The 16,491-nt window shown below is 64.6% G+C and carries 16 protein-coding genes and 1 pseudogene; 12 read left to right on the top strand and 5 right to left on the bottom strand.

The genetic code is table 11. The annotated features are described in order from the left end of the window. The 11 genes and pseudogenes from NZH93_RS43865 to NZH93_RS43915 form a co-directional block, all read left to right on the top strand. A partial coding sequence (locus NZH93_RS43865; protein WP_259629268.1) for a transposase occupies positions 1–181 on the top strand: 181 nt, incomplete at its 5' end. Positions 182–312: 131 nt separating this feature from the next. Then, positions 313–1,845 (top strand): annotated as a pseudogene (locus NZH93_RS43870) (ISL3 family transposase). 393 nt (positions 1,846–2,238) lie between these two features. Then, positions 2,239–3,414, top strand: coding sequence for a hypothetical protein (locus NZH93_RS43875; RefSeq protein WP_259629269.1), 1,176 nt, complete (start codon positions 2,239–2,241; stop codon positions 3,412–3,414). A 162-nt stretch (positions 3,415–3,576) separates the two neighbouring features. Then, positions 3,577–3,858, top strand: a complete 282-nt coding sequence (locus tag NZH93_RS43880) for a hypothetical protein (protein WP_259629270.1) — start codon at positions 3,577–3,579, stop codon at positions 3,856–3,858. 241 nt (positions 3,859–4,099) lie between these two features. Next, positions 4,100–5,083, top strand: coding sequence for a UbiA family prenyltransferase (locus tag NZH93_RS43885; protein ID WP_259629271.1), 984 nt, complete (start codon positions 4,100–4,102; stop codon positions 5,081–5,083). A gap of 363 nt (positions 5,084–5,446) precedes the next feature. Beyond that, positions 5,447–6,397 carry a terpene synthase family protein gene (locus tag NZH93_RS43890; protein ID WP_259629272.1) on the top strand — a complete coding sequence of 317 codons (951 nt, stop codon included), beginning with the start codon at positions 5,447–5,449 and terminating at the stop codon, positions 6,395–6,397. Positions 6,398–6,571: 174 nt separating this feature from the next. After that, entirely contained in the window at positions 6,572–7,585 is a 1,014-nt protein-coding gene (locus NZH93_RS43895) for a terpene synthase family protein (protein WP_259629273.1), read from the top strand. A 238-nt stretch (positions 7,586–7,823) separates the two neighbouring features. After that, the gene (locus NZH93_RS43900) at positions 7,824–8,816 is read left to right on the top strand and encodes a terpene synthase family protein (RefSeq protein WP_259629274.1); all 993 of its coding nucleotides are present in this window, start codon (positions 7,824–7,826) and stop codon (positions 8,814–8,816) included. 14 nt (positions 8,817–8,830) lie between these two features. After that, complete coding sequence (locus tag NZH93_RS43905) at positions 8,831–9,085, top strand: hypothetical protein (RefSeq protein WP_259629275.1); 255 nt, start codon at positions 8,831–8,833, stop codon at positions 9,083–9,085. A 100-nt stretch (positions 9,086–9,185) separates the two neighbouring features. Beyond that, entirely contained in the window at positions 9,186–10,364 is a 1,179-nt protein-coding gene (locus NZH93_RS43910; RefSeq protein WP_259629276.1) for a terpene synthase family protein, read from the top strand. Next, positions 10,345–11,508, top strand: coding sequence for a hypothetical protein (locus NZH93_RS43915; protein ID WP_259629277.1), 1,164 nt, complete (start codon positions 10,345–10,347; stop codon positions 11,506–11,508). Before NZH93_RS43910 ends, NZH93_RS43915 begins: the two co-directional genes overlap by 20 nt. An 83-nt stretch (positions 11,509–11,591) precedes the next feature. Here the strand turns inward: NZH93_RS43915 and NZH93_RS43920 are convergent, their stop codons facing one another. After that, a complete protein-coding gene (locus NZH93_RS43920; protein ID WP_259629278.1) occupies positions 11,592–13,103 on the bottom strand; it encodes a prenyltransferase/squalene oxidase repeat-containing protein in 1,512 nt (503 codons plus the stop codon). Between the two features lie 41 nt (positions 13,104–13,144). Between NZH93_RS43920 and NZH93_RS43925 the strand changes: the two genes are divergently transcribed. Beyond that, a complete protein-coding gene (locus tag NZH93_RS43925) occupies positions 13,145–13,396 on the top strand; it encodes a hypothetical protein (RefSeq protein WP_259629279.1) in 252 nt (83 codons plus the stop codon). A 169-nt stretch (positions 13,397–13,565) separates the two neighbouring features. On the opposite strand, the gene NZH93_RS43930 is transcribed toward NZH93_RS43925, so the two are convergent. From NZH93_RS43930 to ispG, 4 genes are all read right to left on the bottom strand, one after another. Beyond that, a complete protein-coding gene (locus NZH93_RS43930; protein ID WP_259629280.1) occupies positions 13,566–13,838 on the bottom strand; it encodes a hypothetical protein in 273 nt (90 codons plus the stop codon). 104 nt (positions 13,839–13,942) lie between these two features. Further along, positions 13,943–14,950, bottom strand: coding sequence for a terpene synthase family protein (locus tag NZH93_RS43935; RefSeq protein WP_259629281.1), 1,008 nt, complete (start codon positions 14,948–14,950; stop codon positions 13,943–13,945). Continuing rightward, positions 14,947–15,162, bottom strand: a complete 216-nt coding sequence (locus tag NZH93_RS43940; protein WP_259629282.1) for a hypothetical protein — start codon at positions 15,160–15,162, stop codon at positions 14,947–14,949. The genes NZH93_RS43935 and NZH93_RS43940 overlap by 4 nt, the downstream gene beginning before the upstream one ends. A gap of 50 nt (positions 15,163–15,212) precedes the next feature. Next, positions 15,213–16,367, bottom strand: coding sequence for a flavodoxin-dependent (E)-4-hydroxy-3-methylbut-2-enyl-diphosphate synthase (gene ispG / locus NZH93_RS43945; RefSeq protein ID WP_259629283.1), 1,155 nt, complete (start codon positions 16,365–16,367; stop codon positions 15,213–15,215). Positions 16,368–16,491: the final 124 nt, after the last annotated feature.

Genomic DNA, 16,491 nt, shown 5'->3' on the forward strand with positions numbered 1-16,491 from the left:
CCGCAAGGGCATCGAGTCCAGCGACACGCTGGGCCGACACCGGTGGGTAGTTGAACGCACGATCGCCTGGACGTTCAACTACCGCCGACTGGCCATCCGCTACGAACGGCATGGCGCCAACTTCTGCGCGTTTCTCACTCTGGCCGCAGCGCTGACCTGCTCCAAGAAACTCCCCACGTGAGACAGGCTCCTAATGTGAAACCGCACGTGTTGCTTGCATCTGAGGGGGCCTGTGGCGGGACTGCAAAACGAGCGGCTCCGGCTCGTGGTCGGTGGTGACGGCGAGTAGCTGTTCGCAATCATGATCTTGTGATGGCTCTCGATTTCCTTGTGGGGACGGTGTTCTCCGGACTGTCGGTGTTGGCTATCGAGGACGTGACGGAGGGCGGCGGCATGGTGGTGGTCACACGGCCCGCACTCGGATGTGGCCGTGCCGTGTCCGGTCTGCGGGACTGTGACAGCGAAGGTGCACGGGTGTCACCAGCGGACGGTGAAGGACGTGCCGGTCGATGGCCGCCAGGTAGTCGTCCGCCTGCGCGGACGGCGGCTGGTCTGCCCGGCTCGGGACTGCCGGCGGCAGACGTTCCGGGAACAGATTCCCGCACTGCTGGAACGCCATCAGCGCCGCACGGTGCGGCTTATCCGGCAGATATCCCATGTGACGCAGGAGTTAGGTGGTCGGGCGGCGGCATGCTTGGCCGGCCTGCTCGCTGTGCCCGTGTCACGTAGCACCGCGTTGCGCCGTCTGCGGTGCCTGCCGCTGCCCCGGTTGACGATTCCGCGGGTAAACGGCGTGGACGACTTCGCCCTGCGTCGCCGCCAGTGCTACGCCACGATCATCATCGATGCCGAGACCGGCCGACGTGTCGCAGTCCTGCCCAGCCGCGAAGCGGCCACCCTGGAGTCGTGGCTGTGCAAGCACCTGGGTGTCGAGGTCGTGGGCCGGGACGGCTCGGCTACCTACGCCGAAGCTGTCCGCCGAGCCCTGCCCGACGCGGTGCAGGTCAGTGGCCGATGGCACCTGTGGCGCAATCTCTGCGACAAGGTTCTGCTCGAGGTCCGTGCGCACGCCAGATGCTGGGCCACCGTCAACCCGTCCCGCCCCAGCGGTGTTCACGAGCAGACCACTCGCGAACGCTGGAACAAGGTCCACGATCTTCTCGGCCAAGGGGTCGGTCTGCTCGACTGCTCCCGCCGCCTCGGCGTCGCTCTGATCACGGTCAAACGCTACGCCCGCATGTCCGAACCCCAGGTCCTGCGCATCACCCCGACCTACCGCCCGATCCTGGTAGACCCCAACCGTGATCATCTGCCTGCCCGTCGCGCGGCCGATCCCGCGGTCCCTGTCACCCGACTGCTCGCGGAGATCCGCGAACTGGGCTACACCGGCAGTGCCACCCTGCTGGTCCGCTACCTCAACCAGGGCCGCGCCGAAGGCGACCGCCCCGTCACGACCTCCCGCCACGCGGCCGCCTCCTGCTCACCAAACCTGGGAACCTGCGCCCGAAAGACACGACCCTGCTGGAGAAAATCGCCGCAGCCTGCCCAGAGACGACCGCACTCGCCAGTCTGGTGCGCAGCTTCGCCGCACTGCTGACGCCGGCCGCGGGTAACGACGTGAAGCTCACTGAGTGGATCACGGCGGCTCGCGCCGTCAATCTGCCGCATCTACGCAGTCTCACCAATGGTCTCGAGATCGACCGGTCTGCTGTGGACGGTGCCGTCACCTTGCCCTACCGCAACGGCCGCACCGAAGGTGTCAAAACCCGCACCAAAAGGATCATGATACAGATGTACGGACGCGCCGGATTCAATCTTCTCCGCCTCCGCATTCTTCTGCCTTGACGGTCACTCCACGCCACCACCGACTACGAGCCAGAGCCACTCGTTCGACAGACCCAACCGTGAAGTCGTCCCGACAAACTACACGCGAGCGCGCATATGAGTAGCTGACGGACTGACGAGTTGGAATCTGCTTCCGGAAGTTGTCGAGTTGACATCAGGCGACCTGACTTGCTATAGATCCGTTGGGCCAGCACTTGCGGCAGTGTCGCGTTCGGGTGGTTCTCATGCTTTCCGCTCTGCTGGCGGTTGCACCTCGTGCCTAATGTCGCTACTAAGGAAAACAAACACTGCATACGGCCACTGACCATGTCGCAATTTTGCGCGGAGGATCGAATGTCAGGAACATCGGTGTGCTCAAGTTCTTTGTACTGCGAGGATTCCGCAGCGAGTGCTTTGGCGACTCTGGCTCGTGCGGATACGGTCACCGAACTGCTTGACCTGGCGCACCTTCTGTGGTGCGGCCCGGACTGCGCCGGTGACCAGCACTGCACGTTTCTGCACTATTCGCGATCCTCACCTGCACCGGCGATGCCGCGCGCGGTGCGGTCCCGCTACAACAAGGACACCGCCGATCTGTTCCTCCTTATGGGCGGCGACGGTTATACCCCCCAGACATCGCAGGCACACGAGATCGAATTTTGGTCACTGCTGAGATCAGCGGTGAACCTGTTGGACCGCGATACGCCTGCGCGCCTGCACTACACGGACTGGTCGAAGAAAAGTGCGCACACGGCATCGGAACTAGTGGTGCATTCGTGCAGGGACACCATCCAGTGGATGGCAAATTGGTGCGGCGCATGTTTCGCCGATCAACCCACCGCGCTGCACTACGTTGCGTTCAGTGTGGTGTGCGATGACCTGTGCATCCCGCCCCTGGACTTAGTGCACGGCCACTTCCGGATGTACGACCGCTCAGTGGCCGCGTTGGCGACCGCACTGGACACCGAGGGTTGGGGACATGACGGCGTCCATGTCCTGCTTTCACTTGTACGTCAGTACATCCTCCAGTACGTGGAGAAGCTCACCTCAGAGGTCCACGACCAGCTGAACTTGGGGCGAAACATTTGGGATGCGCTTGTGTACCGAACGCACACGGCCAACACTTTCGGAGCCGTGATCGCGGTCGCACGCCTGAGCAAGACCGGACCGGCCACGCAGACCTGGCTGATGGACAGCTCGATCTGCGACGCGATCTCGATGGACCTGTGCAAATCCGCCCTCGACGTCTACCAGCACGATCACCACCGGCCCACCGCCCACCGGACCAGTGAACGCCACCGCCGAACCGCCTACCACTCCATTTATCTCGACCTCATCGACGACCTCGTTTCCAGCGGAGCTCCGGAACCGCTTGTGCACTTCGGCCGGGCCGGGTTCCTGTACGTGCAGCTGCAGGAGCGCTACCAGGAACGACGCACTGGCCGCCGCATGGCACTGCGACAGTCGATACTGTCCCGCCTGCACCACCTCTTCGGTGACGCTAATCCGACCACTTCCCACACCGAAGACGCGTTCCGTGCCGCCCAGGACACTCCGCTACCCGCTCATACGGAATTTTCGTCGGGCTAGAGCACTGCGAAGGTGTCTTAACTCGCTGCCGAGGTCGGCAGACAGGTAGAACGAGTACCGATCTCAGTTCGATGTCGCGGTGCCGGAAGAACGACGAGCGGTCGGCGTCGGAGTCGGGCGCCTCGACGCCGCCGTTACGCACCGGTCATGGTGGTGAGGCGTGTGGACCTCCAGGAGGTCGATGATCGCGACAGCGCCTTCGTCACGGTGGCGCGGCCGGATTGCTCCCAGCAGCGCCACAACGCCGAGGCGATTAGCTGGCTGAGCAGCACCCTGCCCATTTCAAGCGCGATCTGCGCCGAGCTTAACCATCCCTTGGGCGTAGCGGCAGGATCCTCGGGGGTGCGAGGCGGAGAAAACCGGAACGGCATCGCCATCGCCTTCCTTTCGGGCCCCTTGAACGGCGCAATTGCTGCACCGCGCCGGGGCCACTTTCATCGGTGATGACAAGCCTCGCCTTTGTGAAACGGGGTCGTATAAGCCCCGAGATCACATCAGCTCAATGGCCGCTTGCCCGTGGCTGCCTTTCTTTCCCAGTTCTCAACTCTGCACTATTTGACATTGAGGCCGTTTTTTGTGCCGCGAACCTTAGCTGACGGCCGTGATCAGAACGCCTGTTGGTGCAACATGTTCAACACCATGAAGCTGGTGCCTATGAGATCGAACCCAATATCGTGAGACTGGAGTGGCAGCTTCCAGCGTCCATCAGGACTGCAACCTGATCTGCAACGACAATCACCAGGTGAAAGGACGTGATCCGATCGTGACCTCCCTCCCCGCCGGCCCCCCTCAGCACCGGGTGGGGCTCAGGGTGAAAGTGGGGCGCTACGTCGCGCTCGAAGCACTCCTGGCTTGGCGACACATGCAAATTGACCTCCCGCCCACTCTCGTGGCTGCTTCGGTGTTCACAGTGGCCGCTTGGCGGAACTGCACGCCTCCCCGCAGCAGCCTGTGGTCTGCACTGGCGCTCAGCACCGCCTACCTGCTGTGCTACTGCTACGTTCACTCCCTGGCCAATCAAGCCCATGGCGCACGCGAAGATGCTCGCAACAAACCGTTTCGTCCCATCCCGTCCGGGCTGACTACGGTCGCGCACACTCGCCGTCGCTTCGTCGCGGTATCAGCGCTCTACCTGCTTCTGGGTTGGTCGTCAGGGCTGCTCGCGTGGACGCTGCTGTGGCTTGCCGCCGTCGTCGCCTATAACTTCACCGGCTGGGACCGTCACTGGTGGGTCAAGAACCTGTATCCGCCGATCGGCTATCTCGTCCAGTCCGTGGCGGCCTGGCACATCGGCGGGACGCTGTCAGCGTTCGCCTGGACGTGGATCCTGCTGGGAGTGGGCTACTGGCAGTTGGTCTTCATCCAGGACCTCCGCGATATGCGTGGTGACCGTGAGATGGCGCGGGCCACTCTGCCGATCCTCCTCGACGACAGGACGGTGCGGATGCTGGGCTGCATCGGACTGGCGTTGATAGCGTCCATCACCTGGGGGATCGCCTTCACTCCCTCCGCAGATATAGAACGTGTCGCATGGTTGATCGCCTTCACCACATGCTGCGCCATCGTCGCCGTACGGCTGGTCCGTCGCCGGTCCGACCGGGCGGACAACGTCACCTACCAGTTGTACGCCGCCTTCTCCGTCATCCTTTGCGCCGGTGCATTGACATGACAGAACCCGTTCGCTGACCCTCGGTTGAGCGTGGACTGCCCCGCACGATGAGTACGCATTCGACGAGCAGTAGCGGTCAGGTCGCGCACGACCTGCAGATCGGCGAATAGACTATCGGCTCGGGTTTCATCCTGTTCAACAAGGTAGGTATAACGAGGTCTTTACGGTGTGCGGCAGAACCGTTTCACTCGACTTGAAAGATATGTATAGCGAGGATCGCGATTGGCGAGTGACGCCCCGCTGTCCTAAACGGTCTGCTCCCGGTCGGGAGCTGACATCCAGGTAGTGGCCTGTTCTGCGGTGACACGCCGTGACCAGACTGTCCACACGCACTATCCGCTGTTCATTCCGAGAAGGGCTCCGATGACCGAGTGGCCGCAGCCGCGCATCTGGCACCTGTTCCCCCGCCGACGTAATCCTCTCGGGGATCAGGCCGAGACGCACGTCCGCGGCTGGCTGGACCGCTACCGGCTCGCCGAGGACCCAGAGGACCTCATACGTCTGCGACACAGCCGCCTGGGCGAGGCGATCGCATGGTCCTACCCGAACGCCAGCCGGGAGGTGCTGGAACTGGCCGCCGACCTGCTCCTGTGGCTGCTTTCGTTCGACGACACCCATGTCGAGAAAGCGACTTCCGACGCGGCAGCGGACGTCGCATCCCGCGTCGCCGCGTTCGTGGACGTGCTGGGGCACGACGGGAACAGCGATGGCATCGGACACGAAGCCGCTCTGGCCGACCTCGTCGGCAGAGCCCGCGCGCTGCTGGCACCCGGACAGGTCGCACGTCTCCTCGCGGCGGTGCACACCACGGCCCTTGCATTCCTCTGGCAGAGGATAGTCAGGGGGAAGCGCGTGAGACTGGCCGAGTACAACGCCATGCGTCCGTTCTCGTCCCTGGCCGCGCCTCTTGTCGTCCTCATCGAGCCGGCTGCGGGCCTTGACCTGCCCGATGTCGTTCGCGAAGACCCTGACGTCCGGCGGGTCGGACACGCTGCGAGGACCTTGGCCGGTTGGATCAACGACCTGTACTCCTTCGCGTACGAGTACGACAGCACCGGTGAACCTCCCCGAACGCTGCCGACCCTGCTGGCGGAGCGGAACCAGTGTTCCCTCCCCAAGGGCTTCGCCGAGGCGGTGCGCATGTGTGAGCGCGAAGCACGCACCGCGCACGCGCTGCTCGTCAAGCTCGCGGGATCCGGGGCACCTCAAGCAGCCGTCTACTCCCAGGCGGTCCGCGACAACATCGCCTCGAACGAGTGGTGGTACACGAGCGACCGCTACGCGGCCGCCAGCACAGTTCTGCGGCCAAGGTGATGCCTGGCTGATGGTGCGGGTGCGGTCTCCGCCCATTGGTGAGTGTTCAGTGTTCTGCTCGGCCGGGGATGGCTGTCACCGTGCCGTACGGGCTTGTTCTTCGGCTGGGCGGTTGCCCTCGGTGTGGCGTTGCTGCGCCTTTCGTCCCGATGGGGAGCGTCGTTGATGGACTCGATGAGTAGTGACCCCGAGCTGCGGGAGTTCGGCTCGTGGCCGTCGCGGGAGTACCCGGTCCGGCAGTTGACGGCTCCGGCGGCGCACTGGGCCGAGGAGTTCGAGCAGTTGCTCGCCGACCAGGCCGGGTCGTACGGCTTGATCACCGGCGACCGGGCCCGCCTGCGTCTGATCGCCGAACGCCACGGGGAGTTGGCCGCACGGGCGTACTCGGCAGCCCGGCCTGACCGGCTGACGGTGATAGCGCGGTGGTTCAACTGGATGTTCTTCCTCGACGACATGTACGACGGCCCGATCGGCCAGCAGGATGACGAGCCGGCGCATCGCGAGTTGCTCTCCGGCATGGCCGCGGCGATGCCGTTGCGGTGGGAGCAGCCGGCCCAGGCCGAGGACCCGCTGCGCCAGTTGCTGGCGGACCTCTGGCTGGAGCTGTCCGCCTTGATGACCACCGGCTGGATGACCCGGTTCCACCAGCACGTCATGCAGTTCCTGGCCGCGTTCCGGCACGAGTCGTTGCTGCGTGCCCGCCGGCAAACGCCGGGCATGCGGGTCTTCGAAGAGGTGCGCTGGCCTGGCTCCGCGATGCCCGCCTGCATCGACATGATCGAAGTGGCCACCGGCATCGAGTTGCCCCTGCTGATCCAGCCCATCGAGCCGTACCAGAAGATGGTGACCACCACTGCGGACTGCGTCTCGTGGTTGAACGACGTCCTTTCGCTGCGCATGGAACTCGCGTGCGCGGAGGTCAGCAACATCGTGCTGGTCCTCATGCAGGACAACGCCTGCGACGTGACCCAAGCCGCCGACATGGTGCACCACCGGACCACGCTCGCTGTGCAGCGGTTCCTGGAAGCCGAGCAAGAACTCCGGCTGCTGTGCACGGAATGGCCAGGCCTGACCGAGACCGACCACACCGCCATCGACGAGTGCGTCGCCGGGATGAAGCGGTGGATGCGCGGCAGTGTCGACTGGTCGGAGAACACCGCGCGCTACCGGATTTCCACCGTGGGATGACCTGTGCGGACGACTATCGACGGACTGTGTGAAGAGACGCGTGGTGGCCGAACCGTACCCGAACGACATGGCCCTGCACAGCGTCCGAGTGGGGAACTCGGCCTCTGTCCTGCGCGTCGGCACGGTCGCGCGGGTCGTCGGTAGCGGTCACCGTGGATACCGGACTTCGACATGCACGTTGTGAGTCACCCGGCAGCCGGGTGACTCACACGCCGCAACGACATCGAGGGAGAGGTTCATGCCACGCGGTATCCACTTGGGCATTCCGTTTGAGAGCAGAATCAGTCCCGACCTCGAACGCGCTTCCGTGCGACACGTCGCCTGGCCGTGCTCCTTCGGCCTGCTAGCCACGGAGCACGCCCGGCGCCGTCACATCCGGGCCAACTACCCGGATCTCGCCAGCCGGTTTCAGCCGAACGCCGTCGGTGACGACCTGGACCTGTCGGTGGACCAGATGACCTGGTTTTTCGTCTTCGACGACCTCTTCGACGACCTCTTCGACGGGCCACGCGGTCGCCCCGACTCCGCCCAGGCGTTGGTGATTGCGGTGCGGGAAGTGCTGGACCGCCCACCTGCACCCGACGCGGAGCCAGTCGTCCGGTCGTTCGCCGACCTCTGGCGACGCAGCCGGGACGGGATGTCATCGGCCTGGCAAGCCCGCGCCTCTGGCCACTGGCGCGCCTACCTCGCCGGGCACATCGAGGAAGCCCTTGCACGGCAACAGGCACTGCCACTCCCCGCAGGCCGTTATCTCCAGATGAGGACGCACACCATCGGCGCCCAGCCTGTACTCGACCTCGCCGAGCGGGTCGGCCATTTCGAGATACCCGAACAGATCTTCGCCAGCGAGCGGATGACCAGGATGCGGCTGCTCGCGATCGAGATAGTGGTGATCCAGAACGACATCTGGTCCGTTGAGAAGGAGGAGCAGGCGGGGGATGTCAACAACCTCTTGCTGATCCTGGAGCAGTCTCGTTCTCGCGCCGAGGCGGTCGAGACCGCCTGCAACATGATCAGGGCGCGGCTGGTGAGGTTTCTCGCGGCCGAGCACTCGCTGCCCGCACTCTGCGAAGGCCTGCTGCCCGAGACGCGAAGGGCAGTCGATCGTTACGTCGTCGACGGCCTCCGTGCTCTCATCCGGGGAAGCTACGACTGGTCGGAACTGTCCGGTCGATACGAACCGGTGCAACAGGTTCATCAGCCTCATGGCTGCGAGAACCTGTCCAGCTGATCAGAATGCTTAGGGTGGACAACGAGATCAGGTACACCTCGGCGCTTGAACAACCTGCCGCACGACTCGCACTTCGCGACCACCTGATCGGTCTCCGGCACGTCATCCGCGGCAACTCCGACCAGAGCCCCTCGGCCGCTCGCCACAACACGGTGTATGACCCCGACGACCGGACCGTCACCCAGGACCTCAGCATCGCCGCCCAGGTCGCCGAACAGCAGAAGACCGATGACCGCCCAGCGATCGCGGTTCCCGCCATCGCCTCGTGACGGGAACTGACCAGGATCAAACTTTGAACCGTGCCGCGGTGGATCCCCATCGGCAAGTCCATCGAAGTCGGAACCCCTGACTACCGAAAGAGGGCCAGTTGTGACGGAGAGCACCAGGACGACCACGTCGACGGCTCCGTCTGGCGACGGTGTGCCGGCACTACCGCCGATCTACTGTCCGATTCAACCGTCCGTGCATCCGGCCGCTCTGGTCAACCGAAACGCGATTCAGTGGATGCGCGACCGTGGATTCTGCGAGAGTCCCGCTGTCCGCCGCCGGCTCGAAGTCTCCAACGTGGCCGGCTTTGTAGCGCGAATCTTGCCGCAGGGGGATTCGTCGACATTGGAGGCGATAACAAAGCTGCACTTGTGGGCTTTCGCATTCGACGATTCAATCGAACAACTCGCTGTCCGCAACCTCGCCGAGGCGGCCGACCGGCAGAGTTATCTCGTCCGCATCCTGGATGCGCCCCGAAGCGCGTTGTTGGCCGACGACCCTTACGTGCACTCCTTCAGGGAAGTCTGGGAGTTGTTTCAAGATCTGGCGTCGCCAGCGGTTTTGAGGCGATGGGTCGAGCAATTCAGGATGTTCGCCTCCGGAGTTGTGTGGGGATGTGTATACCGGCAACTAGACGTTATTCCCACGTCGGACACGGTCACCACGATACGGATCCAAGACGCCGCCGGCGGGTGTACCGGGACCGGCCTCGTGGAGGTTGCCGGAAGGTTCGAGGTTGCGGATGAGGACCTCGCGCGATCTGATGTGCGAGCGCTCACCGACATGACGCACGTGATCCTCGCCTGGGATAACGACATCTACTCGTACCCGCTTGAATCAGGGAAACAAATCGAACACGTCAACCTCGTCACGACGCTCGTCGTCCACGATTCACTCACCGAACGCCAGGCATTGATCAAAGCAATCAACATGCGCAACAGGGCGATGTGGTGTTACACGAGTCATCGTCGAAAGGTATTCGCTCCGGAAGGAGGGCCGCTGCAACGCTACTTGCGCGGACTGGACCACCTCATCCGTGGACACCTCGATTGGGCGCTCAACTCGACCCGGCGGTACGACAGCGGGGAGCATCCTGTTCCCGCTCTGGTCTTGCAAGAGGAGTCCGCGACGCAAATCGATGGACACGACCTTACGCAGCCCATAGATCTCCCGACGATTCGGTGGTGGTGGGACGATATTCATGGCGGCACCGGCGGAGGTGAAAGAGGTCTGCATGCGTCAAGCGACTCGCCTTCATTTGATGACCGTGCCCCCCGCTGAGCGCCCGGAGTTGCCCGACATGTGGTCTTATCCGAGCGATATCAAGGATGATTTGAAAAGTACTGATCTTCCGGTCGGAGTCATCGCCGAAACTTTGGCCTGTGCCTGGGAGTACACCAGGTGTGTGATACCTCATTTTACCGATTGGGATCGATATATCGCGTTCACCCGGATCATCGTGATCGGAATCATAGCGGAGTTCCGTGGCCGTCTTGTGGACGTGACCGTCGACGACAACGTTCTCGGTTACGATTTGGATGAACTGCTCGCAATTGTCTTCGCGGGCACTCCTGGCCACGAGGAAATGGCGCGCGAGTACCGCTCATTTCTGCTCATCACGGCGGACAAGTCCAGTGGCAGGCACGATTCGGAGCTATTCCACCGCTACGTGAACGCGCTGGCGCACTCCCCGAAGAACTGGTTCAGGTTGCGGGACTGCGACGCCCTCGCCAGGTTCACGATCGCGGCTGCCCTGGCGTGCAATGGTCTCGATGATTCATGGTTCAGTGAGGAAGAATTTCAAATTCTCGCCGAGCTCGGTGATACCTTGTACGACGCTGTCGCCTACTACAAGCACCGCGCGGAGGGTGAAACCAACAGCACATTCGCCTATGTCGGACACGAAGTGCGGAACGAAAGTTACCGCCGATACCGGGAAGTCCTTTGGGCGTTGGACGCGGCATCGGTGCAGGACCCTGCGCGCCGAGTTACCATCAACTTCCTCCGATACTTCGGCGGGCCAATACACATGATGATGCGTCGATACCGCTTCACTGAAGAGGATCTTACAATAGGTCTGCCCGAGACCGAGCGCGTAGTGATCCAGACTCGGCAGAACTTCAAGCTCTGGAACCGGATCGACATGATGGAAAAGAAATATCACGACGAACGCTATGCGAATGTGGTCGCTAATGGCGAGAAGCTGATGTTTCCAGGGCTTGTCATCATGCTGGAGGGTTCTGGAAATGGAAACTGCGGTCGCTGCCGTTACCGTCCGTCCTACGGCGCGGAAGCGTTCGGACGATTTGGCGGAGTTGAACTGTGCGACTCTTGCAAAGCGCAATGGCAGTATTATCTGAAGAAATTCCCGGCTCGCGCCGCGGAAGTTTTTCCCGACCTCCTGTCGCAGCGATCCAACCGGTAGCGCCGAGTGGACGGTCCCCGGTCCTCCGCGCGGCCGTCTTGCCCGCGGCGGTCGCGAGGCTGGGGTCCACCTTCTTTCGAAGGTCAAGTCGACTCCGCGGGGGTGCCCGTGACGGGCCCCTCCGCGGAGTCCTGCGGTGTGCTCGCGCGCAGCTGGTGCACGGCGGCGAGGACGGCCGATTCGACGACGGTGTGCGGGGTGTAGAGGTCCTTGTCGTGCCAAAGGGCGGGTTGAGGTCGGGCGGTCTCCTGCAGCAGGAAGTCACGTGCGCCGTCAGTGGCGCGGCGAAGTCGGCGGGCTGCGTCCTTGCAGACCGGCCCACCGCGGCGGTCCTGGGTGGTGCGCAGGAGGAGGGTGGTGGCGTAGGCGGTCTCCTCCGCCGTGGCTCCCCAGTGTCCCCAGGCCCCCTCGGGGCGCTGGGTCTCCAGTACCCACGTGGCCGCGGCGGTGACGGCGCGTGCTGCGCCGGGTCCTCCGAAGCGGTGCAGCGCCGTTGCGCAGCAGAAGGTGGCGTAGTGGGGAGAGGCGTGCCACTTGTCGACCCACGAACCGTCCTTGCGTTGCCTGTCGACCAGCCAGCGGCCGATCTTGTCGATGGCCGCGTCGATTCGGGGATCGCCGTTCCTGTTGGCGCCCAACGCCTCCAAGACGTGGGCGTTGGTGGTGGGGGAGGGCGTGCGCTCTCCGCCGATCCAGGTGGCGAAGTGGTCGTCCTGTTCGAACTGCCAGAGGGCGTCGAGGTGTTGCGGTCGACCCTGCAGCGCCAAGGCGAACAGGGTCGCTCCGGTCGTGTCCGCGTCGACGGGCAGTCCGGCCGCGGTGAACACACCGTCACCGGGATCGGCGAGCGGAACCTGCCGCACGTCCGCGCCCGTGTGCCGCAGCCAGGGCAAGACCCAGGCGCGCTCCAGGTTGGTGATCGGGTGGAAGGCGGGAACCGGGCCGCCGTGGTGGTCGAGCACGACGTCGAACTCCGCACTGGTGCGGCCACCCAGCCAGGCGGCCGTGGCCGCTGGGGAAGCGCCGATCAGCCCTCCGACGGGGCGTGCGCTGGTGAGCAGCGGAGCGAGGTCGGGAGCGATTTCGAGGACGTGCAGCAGCTTGGCGGGTACGTCGGTGCCGGAGGACAGCACTCGACGGGTCCGGGTGAGCGCTTCCCGACCCTCCACGTGCGACCGGAGTCGTCGATGCGGGGGCAGGTGTCGGTTGATCGAGTCGGTCAGGGCGGGCACGATGAGTTCCGCGGCGACCGTGTCGGGCAACTCGTCGTGATGGTGGCGGGCCAGCCACTCGTGCAGCGCGGCCAGACCGGTGCGGGCGGCGGCGGGCGCGCTTCCAGTGGTGAGCAGGGCGTCGACGGCGCTGAGGGTCGGCACCAAGGCGTAGGACCCAGGGCCACCCCACAGCCCATCGGACCGCTGTTCGGCCAGCAGGAACTGGATTCTGCTGCGCTGGCCGTGCGCTTTGGGCGCAAGCGCCGCCACCCGGCCCGTCTCGTACACCGACAGCGAGATCCGTCCTCGGTGGTGGGCGCGCAGGACGTCCAGCATCTCGTCGCCGGTGCCCCTAGCGGATGTCGCGACGTGTTCGGACATGCCAATGCCTCCCCTTTCCGTTGAGGAGCGCGAGATCGACGGTGGTGCTCACCTCGATGCAGGCAGAGGACCCTTGCGCCTCGGGTCACGATAAGATCTATCCGCAAGCAGTGATCGCGCGACAAGTGGGGATTCGCAGTTGGCAGGTGTACCTGTCGGCCCGTCTGGTCCGCGTGGCGACGCTGTGGACGACCGCTGCCCAGCTGATCGCGGCTACGGCCGTGCTGCACGTCGGGATGCTTCTGGGGTCGGCCGGGATGCCTTGTCCGCGTATGCGCAAGCGGCTCCGGTGAACAGGATGGGGTGCAGGATCGAAGCGGACGCGTTGTCGATCAGCAGGCGTCCGGTGACCTCGGCCTCTCGCACGACTGCCGTCAGGAGGCGTGCGAGAGGCGGTGCGACCGGGCAGACACCGTATGGTCCGCTCGTGCTTTCGTCGTTGCCTCGACTTCGGGGCACCGTTCAGGACGTTCGGTCGCTGTCCTTCGGCTGGCCCGCCATCGCCGACACGTGCTTGGTCAGGATGGTCATCTGCTCGGTCAGGTCTTCCAGCGCCCGGTTGTTGCGCTTCGCCCACTTCCGGCTGCCGCTCTTCTTCTTTTTCTTGCTCTTGAACGTGCGGCGTGCGGCTTTGCGAACATCCTTGCTCGCATCGTCGAGGCGATCGAACATGTTGTCCACGAGATTCTTCCTCCTGGCCACGCTGTCCTCCCGGTTGCCGTCGTTCGTTGTCATCCAGTAAAACGCTCCGCCCAGGCCGTTGGCGCTGTTGCGCCCGCCATGGGTGTTGAACCTGTTGCGTCGAATCCGCCCGCTCGCGCATCGACACGGGAAAGGCCCTACACGATGAGCGCGCGGAGGTACGCGTGCTCATCGACCACGTCCAGCTCGGAGGGCGGCACATACCTGGTGGTCGTCTCGTACCACTTGAGGCAGCCGTTGGCCCACTGCCGCATGTCCGCCGCGGACTGCGCGAGGGCGTGGCGGTCCGTTGGTGATGCCCCCAGCTCGTCCAGGGTCGCGATGAGTTGCTCCTCCTCCGCAGTGAACTCAGCAATCCGTGCTCGGATGCGCTCGGCTGCCACGTCCCGCGCGGCACGCCTGGTGAAGCCGTGCGCGGCTTCCAGGACCAGGACGAGGTTGTGCGGATCATCGCGTTCGACGTCGACGGGCAGGGAATGGAGGTCGTTCTGCCACGCGACCACGTCCGTGGCGGCGGCGACGAGACGGCGGTAGCGGGGATTTGCGTAGAGCTCTGGTGGGATCTCGTGGCGCCGTCCCAGTTCCATCAGGTCGAACCCGAACTCCATCCCCACCGAAGCCCTGCGCAGCTCGATGAAGGAGTCGAGATCGGGGACCAGGCCCACGGCGCGGTTGCGGGATTCCTCGGTGAAACCCCGGAAGAACAGGTCGAGGTGGCCCAGCAAGCGCCGGTAGAACTCGTCGGACACCTGCGCGCGGGTGTGAACCGCCAACTCCGCGAACTCCAGCATGAGCGGTGAGGTCTCCGCGCCAACGGTTCCCGTTCGAACGACCTGGTTCACCCGCCCGCGCAACGCCTCCCAGGCATCGGGTGAGTCGTACTCGCCGCTCGTGTGCACGTCGTCCAGGATGAAGGTGAGGAACAGCCACCTCGCACAGGCGCACAGGTCGCCGACCGCGGCGTAGGGGAAGGTCCAGCACACGAGTTCGCCATAGCGGGCAGCGAGGCGTCGCCTGCCTTCAGGGGTGTTCGCGAGCCCGATCCTGCGTCCGCACTCCTCCAAGTGCGCCTCGACCAGGTCGATGTGAGGGCTGATCGCAGGCTGCGCGGGTTCGGGGAACGTCGGGATCTCCGGGGCGGTCACTCGGAGCTCCCGGTGGGCCTGTCGAGTCGTTCGGGTGCGTCACCGGTGCGTTGTCCGTTCAGCTGCCGAAAATTGGTGATCAACAGGATGATGACGCCCGCGGTGAGCGCCCACTGGGCAACACCGGGCCACCACGGCGGCCCGGTCGCGTTCACGAAGGTGGTCCCTACCGCGGCCATCGCCAGTGGTAGGCGCATGTCGTACACGCGCATGGAGTTCTCCCTCGGCTTGAACGAGATTCGCTCGCCGACCGGTGCACCGGTCACGAGACCGATACGCGGGGGGATCCGCGTTCCTCCGAATCGGTGTCCTCGGCGAGGCGCATCGCCTCTTCGATCAGGGTTTCCACGATCTGGTGCTCGGGCACGGTCTTGATGACCTTGCCCTTCACGAAGATCTGGCCCTTGCCGTTGCCGGAGGCGACACCCAGGTCGGCTTCGCGGGCCTCACCGGGGCCGTTCACGACGCAGCCCATGACGGCCACGCGCAGCGGGACCTCCATGCCTTCGAGGCCTGCGGTCACCTGCTCGGCCAGCGTGTACACGTCGACCTGCGCGCGACCGCAGGACGGGCAGGACACGATCTCCAGCTTGCGCGGGCGCAGGTTGAGCGACTGGAGGATCTGGATGCCCACCTTGACCTCCTCCACCGGAGGGGCCGAGAGGGAGACGCGGATGGTGTCGCCGATCCCCTGGCGGAGCAGCGTGCCGAACGCGACGGCGGACTTGATCGTGCCCTGGAAAGCCGGACCCGCCTCGGTCACACCGAGGTGCAGCGGGTAGTCGCACTGCTCGGCCAACAGTTCATAGGCCCTGATCATGACGACCGGATCGTGGTGCTTGACCGAGATCTTGATGTCGTGGAAGTCGTGCTCGGCGAACAGCGACGCCTCCCACAGCGCCGACTCGACCAGCGCCTCCGGCGTCGCCTTGCCGTACTTCTCGAGCAGACGCGGGTCCAGCGATCCGGCGTTGACGCCGATGCGAATCGGGGTGCCGTGGTCCTTCGCCGCGGCCGCGATCTCCTTGACCTTGTCGTCGAACTTGCGGATGTTGCCGGGGTTCACCCTCACCGCTGCACATCCGGCCTCGATGGCCGCGAAGACGTACTTCGGTTGGAAGTGGATGTCGGCGATGACCGGGATCTGCGACTTGTGCGCGATCGCGGGCAGGGCATTCGCGTCGTCCTGCGATGGGCACGCCACCCGCACGATGTCGCACCCCGCCGCCGTCAGCTCCGCTATCTGCTGGAGCGTCGCGTCGACATCCGAGGTCAACGTGGTCGTCATCGACTGAACCGACACCTCGTGGTGGCTGCCCACACCGATTCGGCCGACTTGCAACTGCCGGGTCCTGCGCCGTGGTGCCAGAACCGGGGTGGAGGCGAAGGACGGTGTTCCCAGGGGAACGGTGGTCATGATCACTGCTTTCTGTGTGGTCGCGCGTCGCGTTGGAAGTGGCGGAGGACGGGCCGCTCGTCAGGCGCCGTCCCGCGATGGCCCATCCGCCAAGGTAGGTCTGTTCCGGACGTGGCGATCGGCT

Source organism: Umezawaea endophytica (genome assembly GCF_025061645.1).
In the GTDB taxonomy this organism is placed as follows: Bacteria; Actinomycetota; Actinomycetes; order Mycobacteriales; family Pseudonocardiaceae; genus Umezawaea; species Umezawaea endophytica.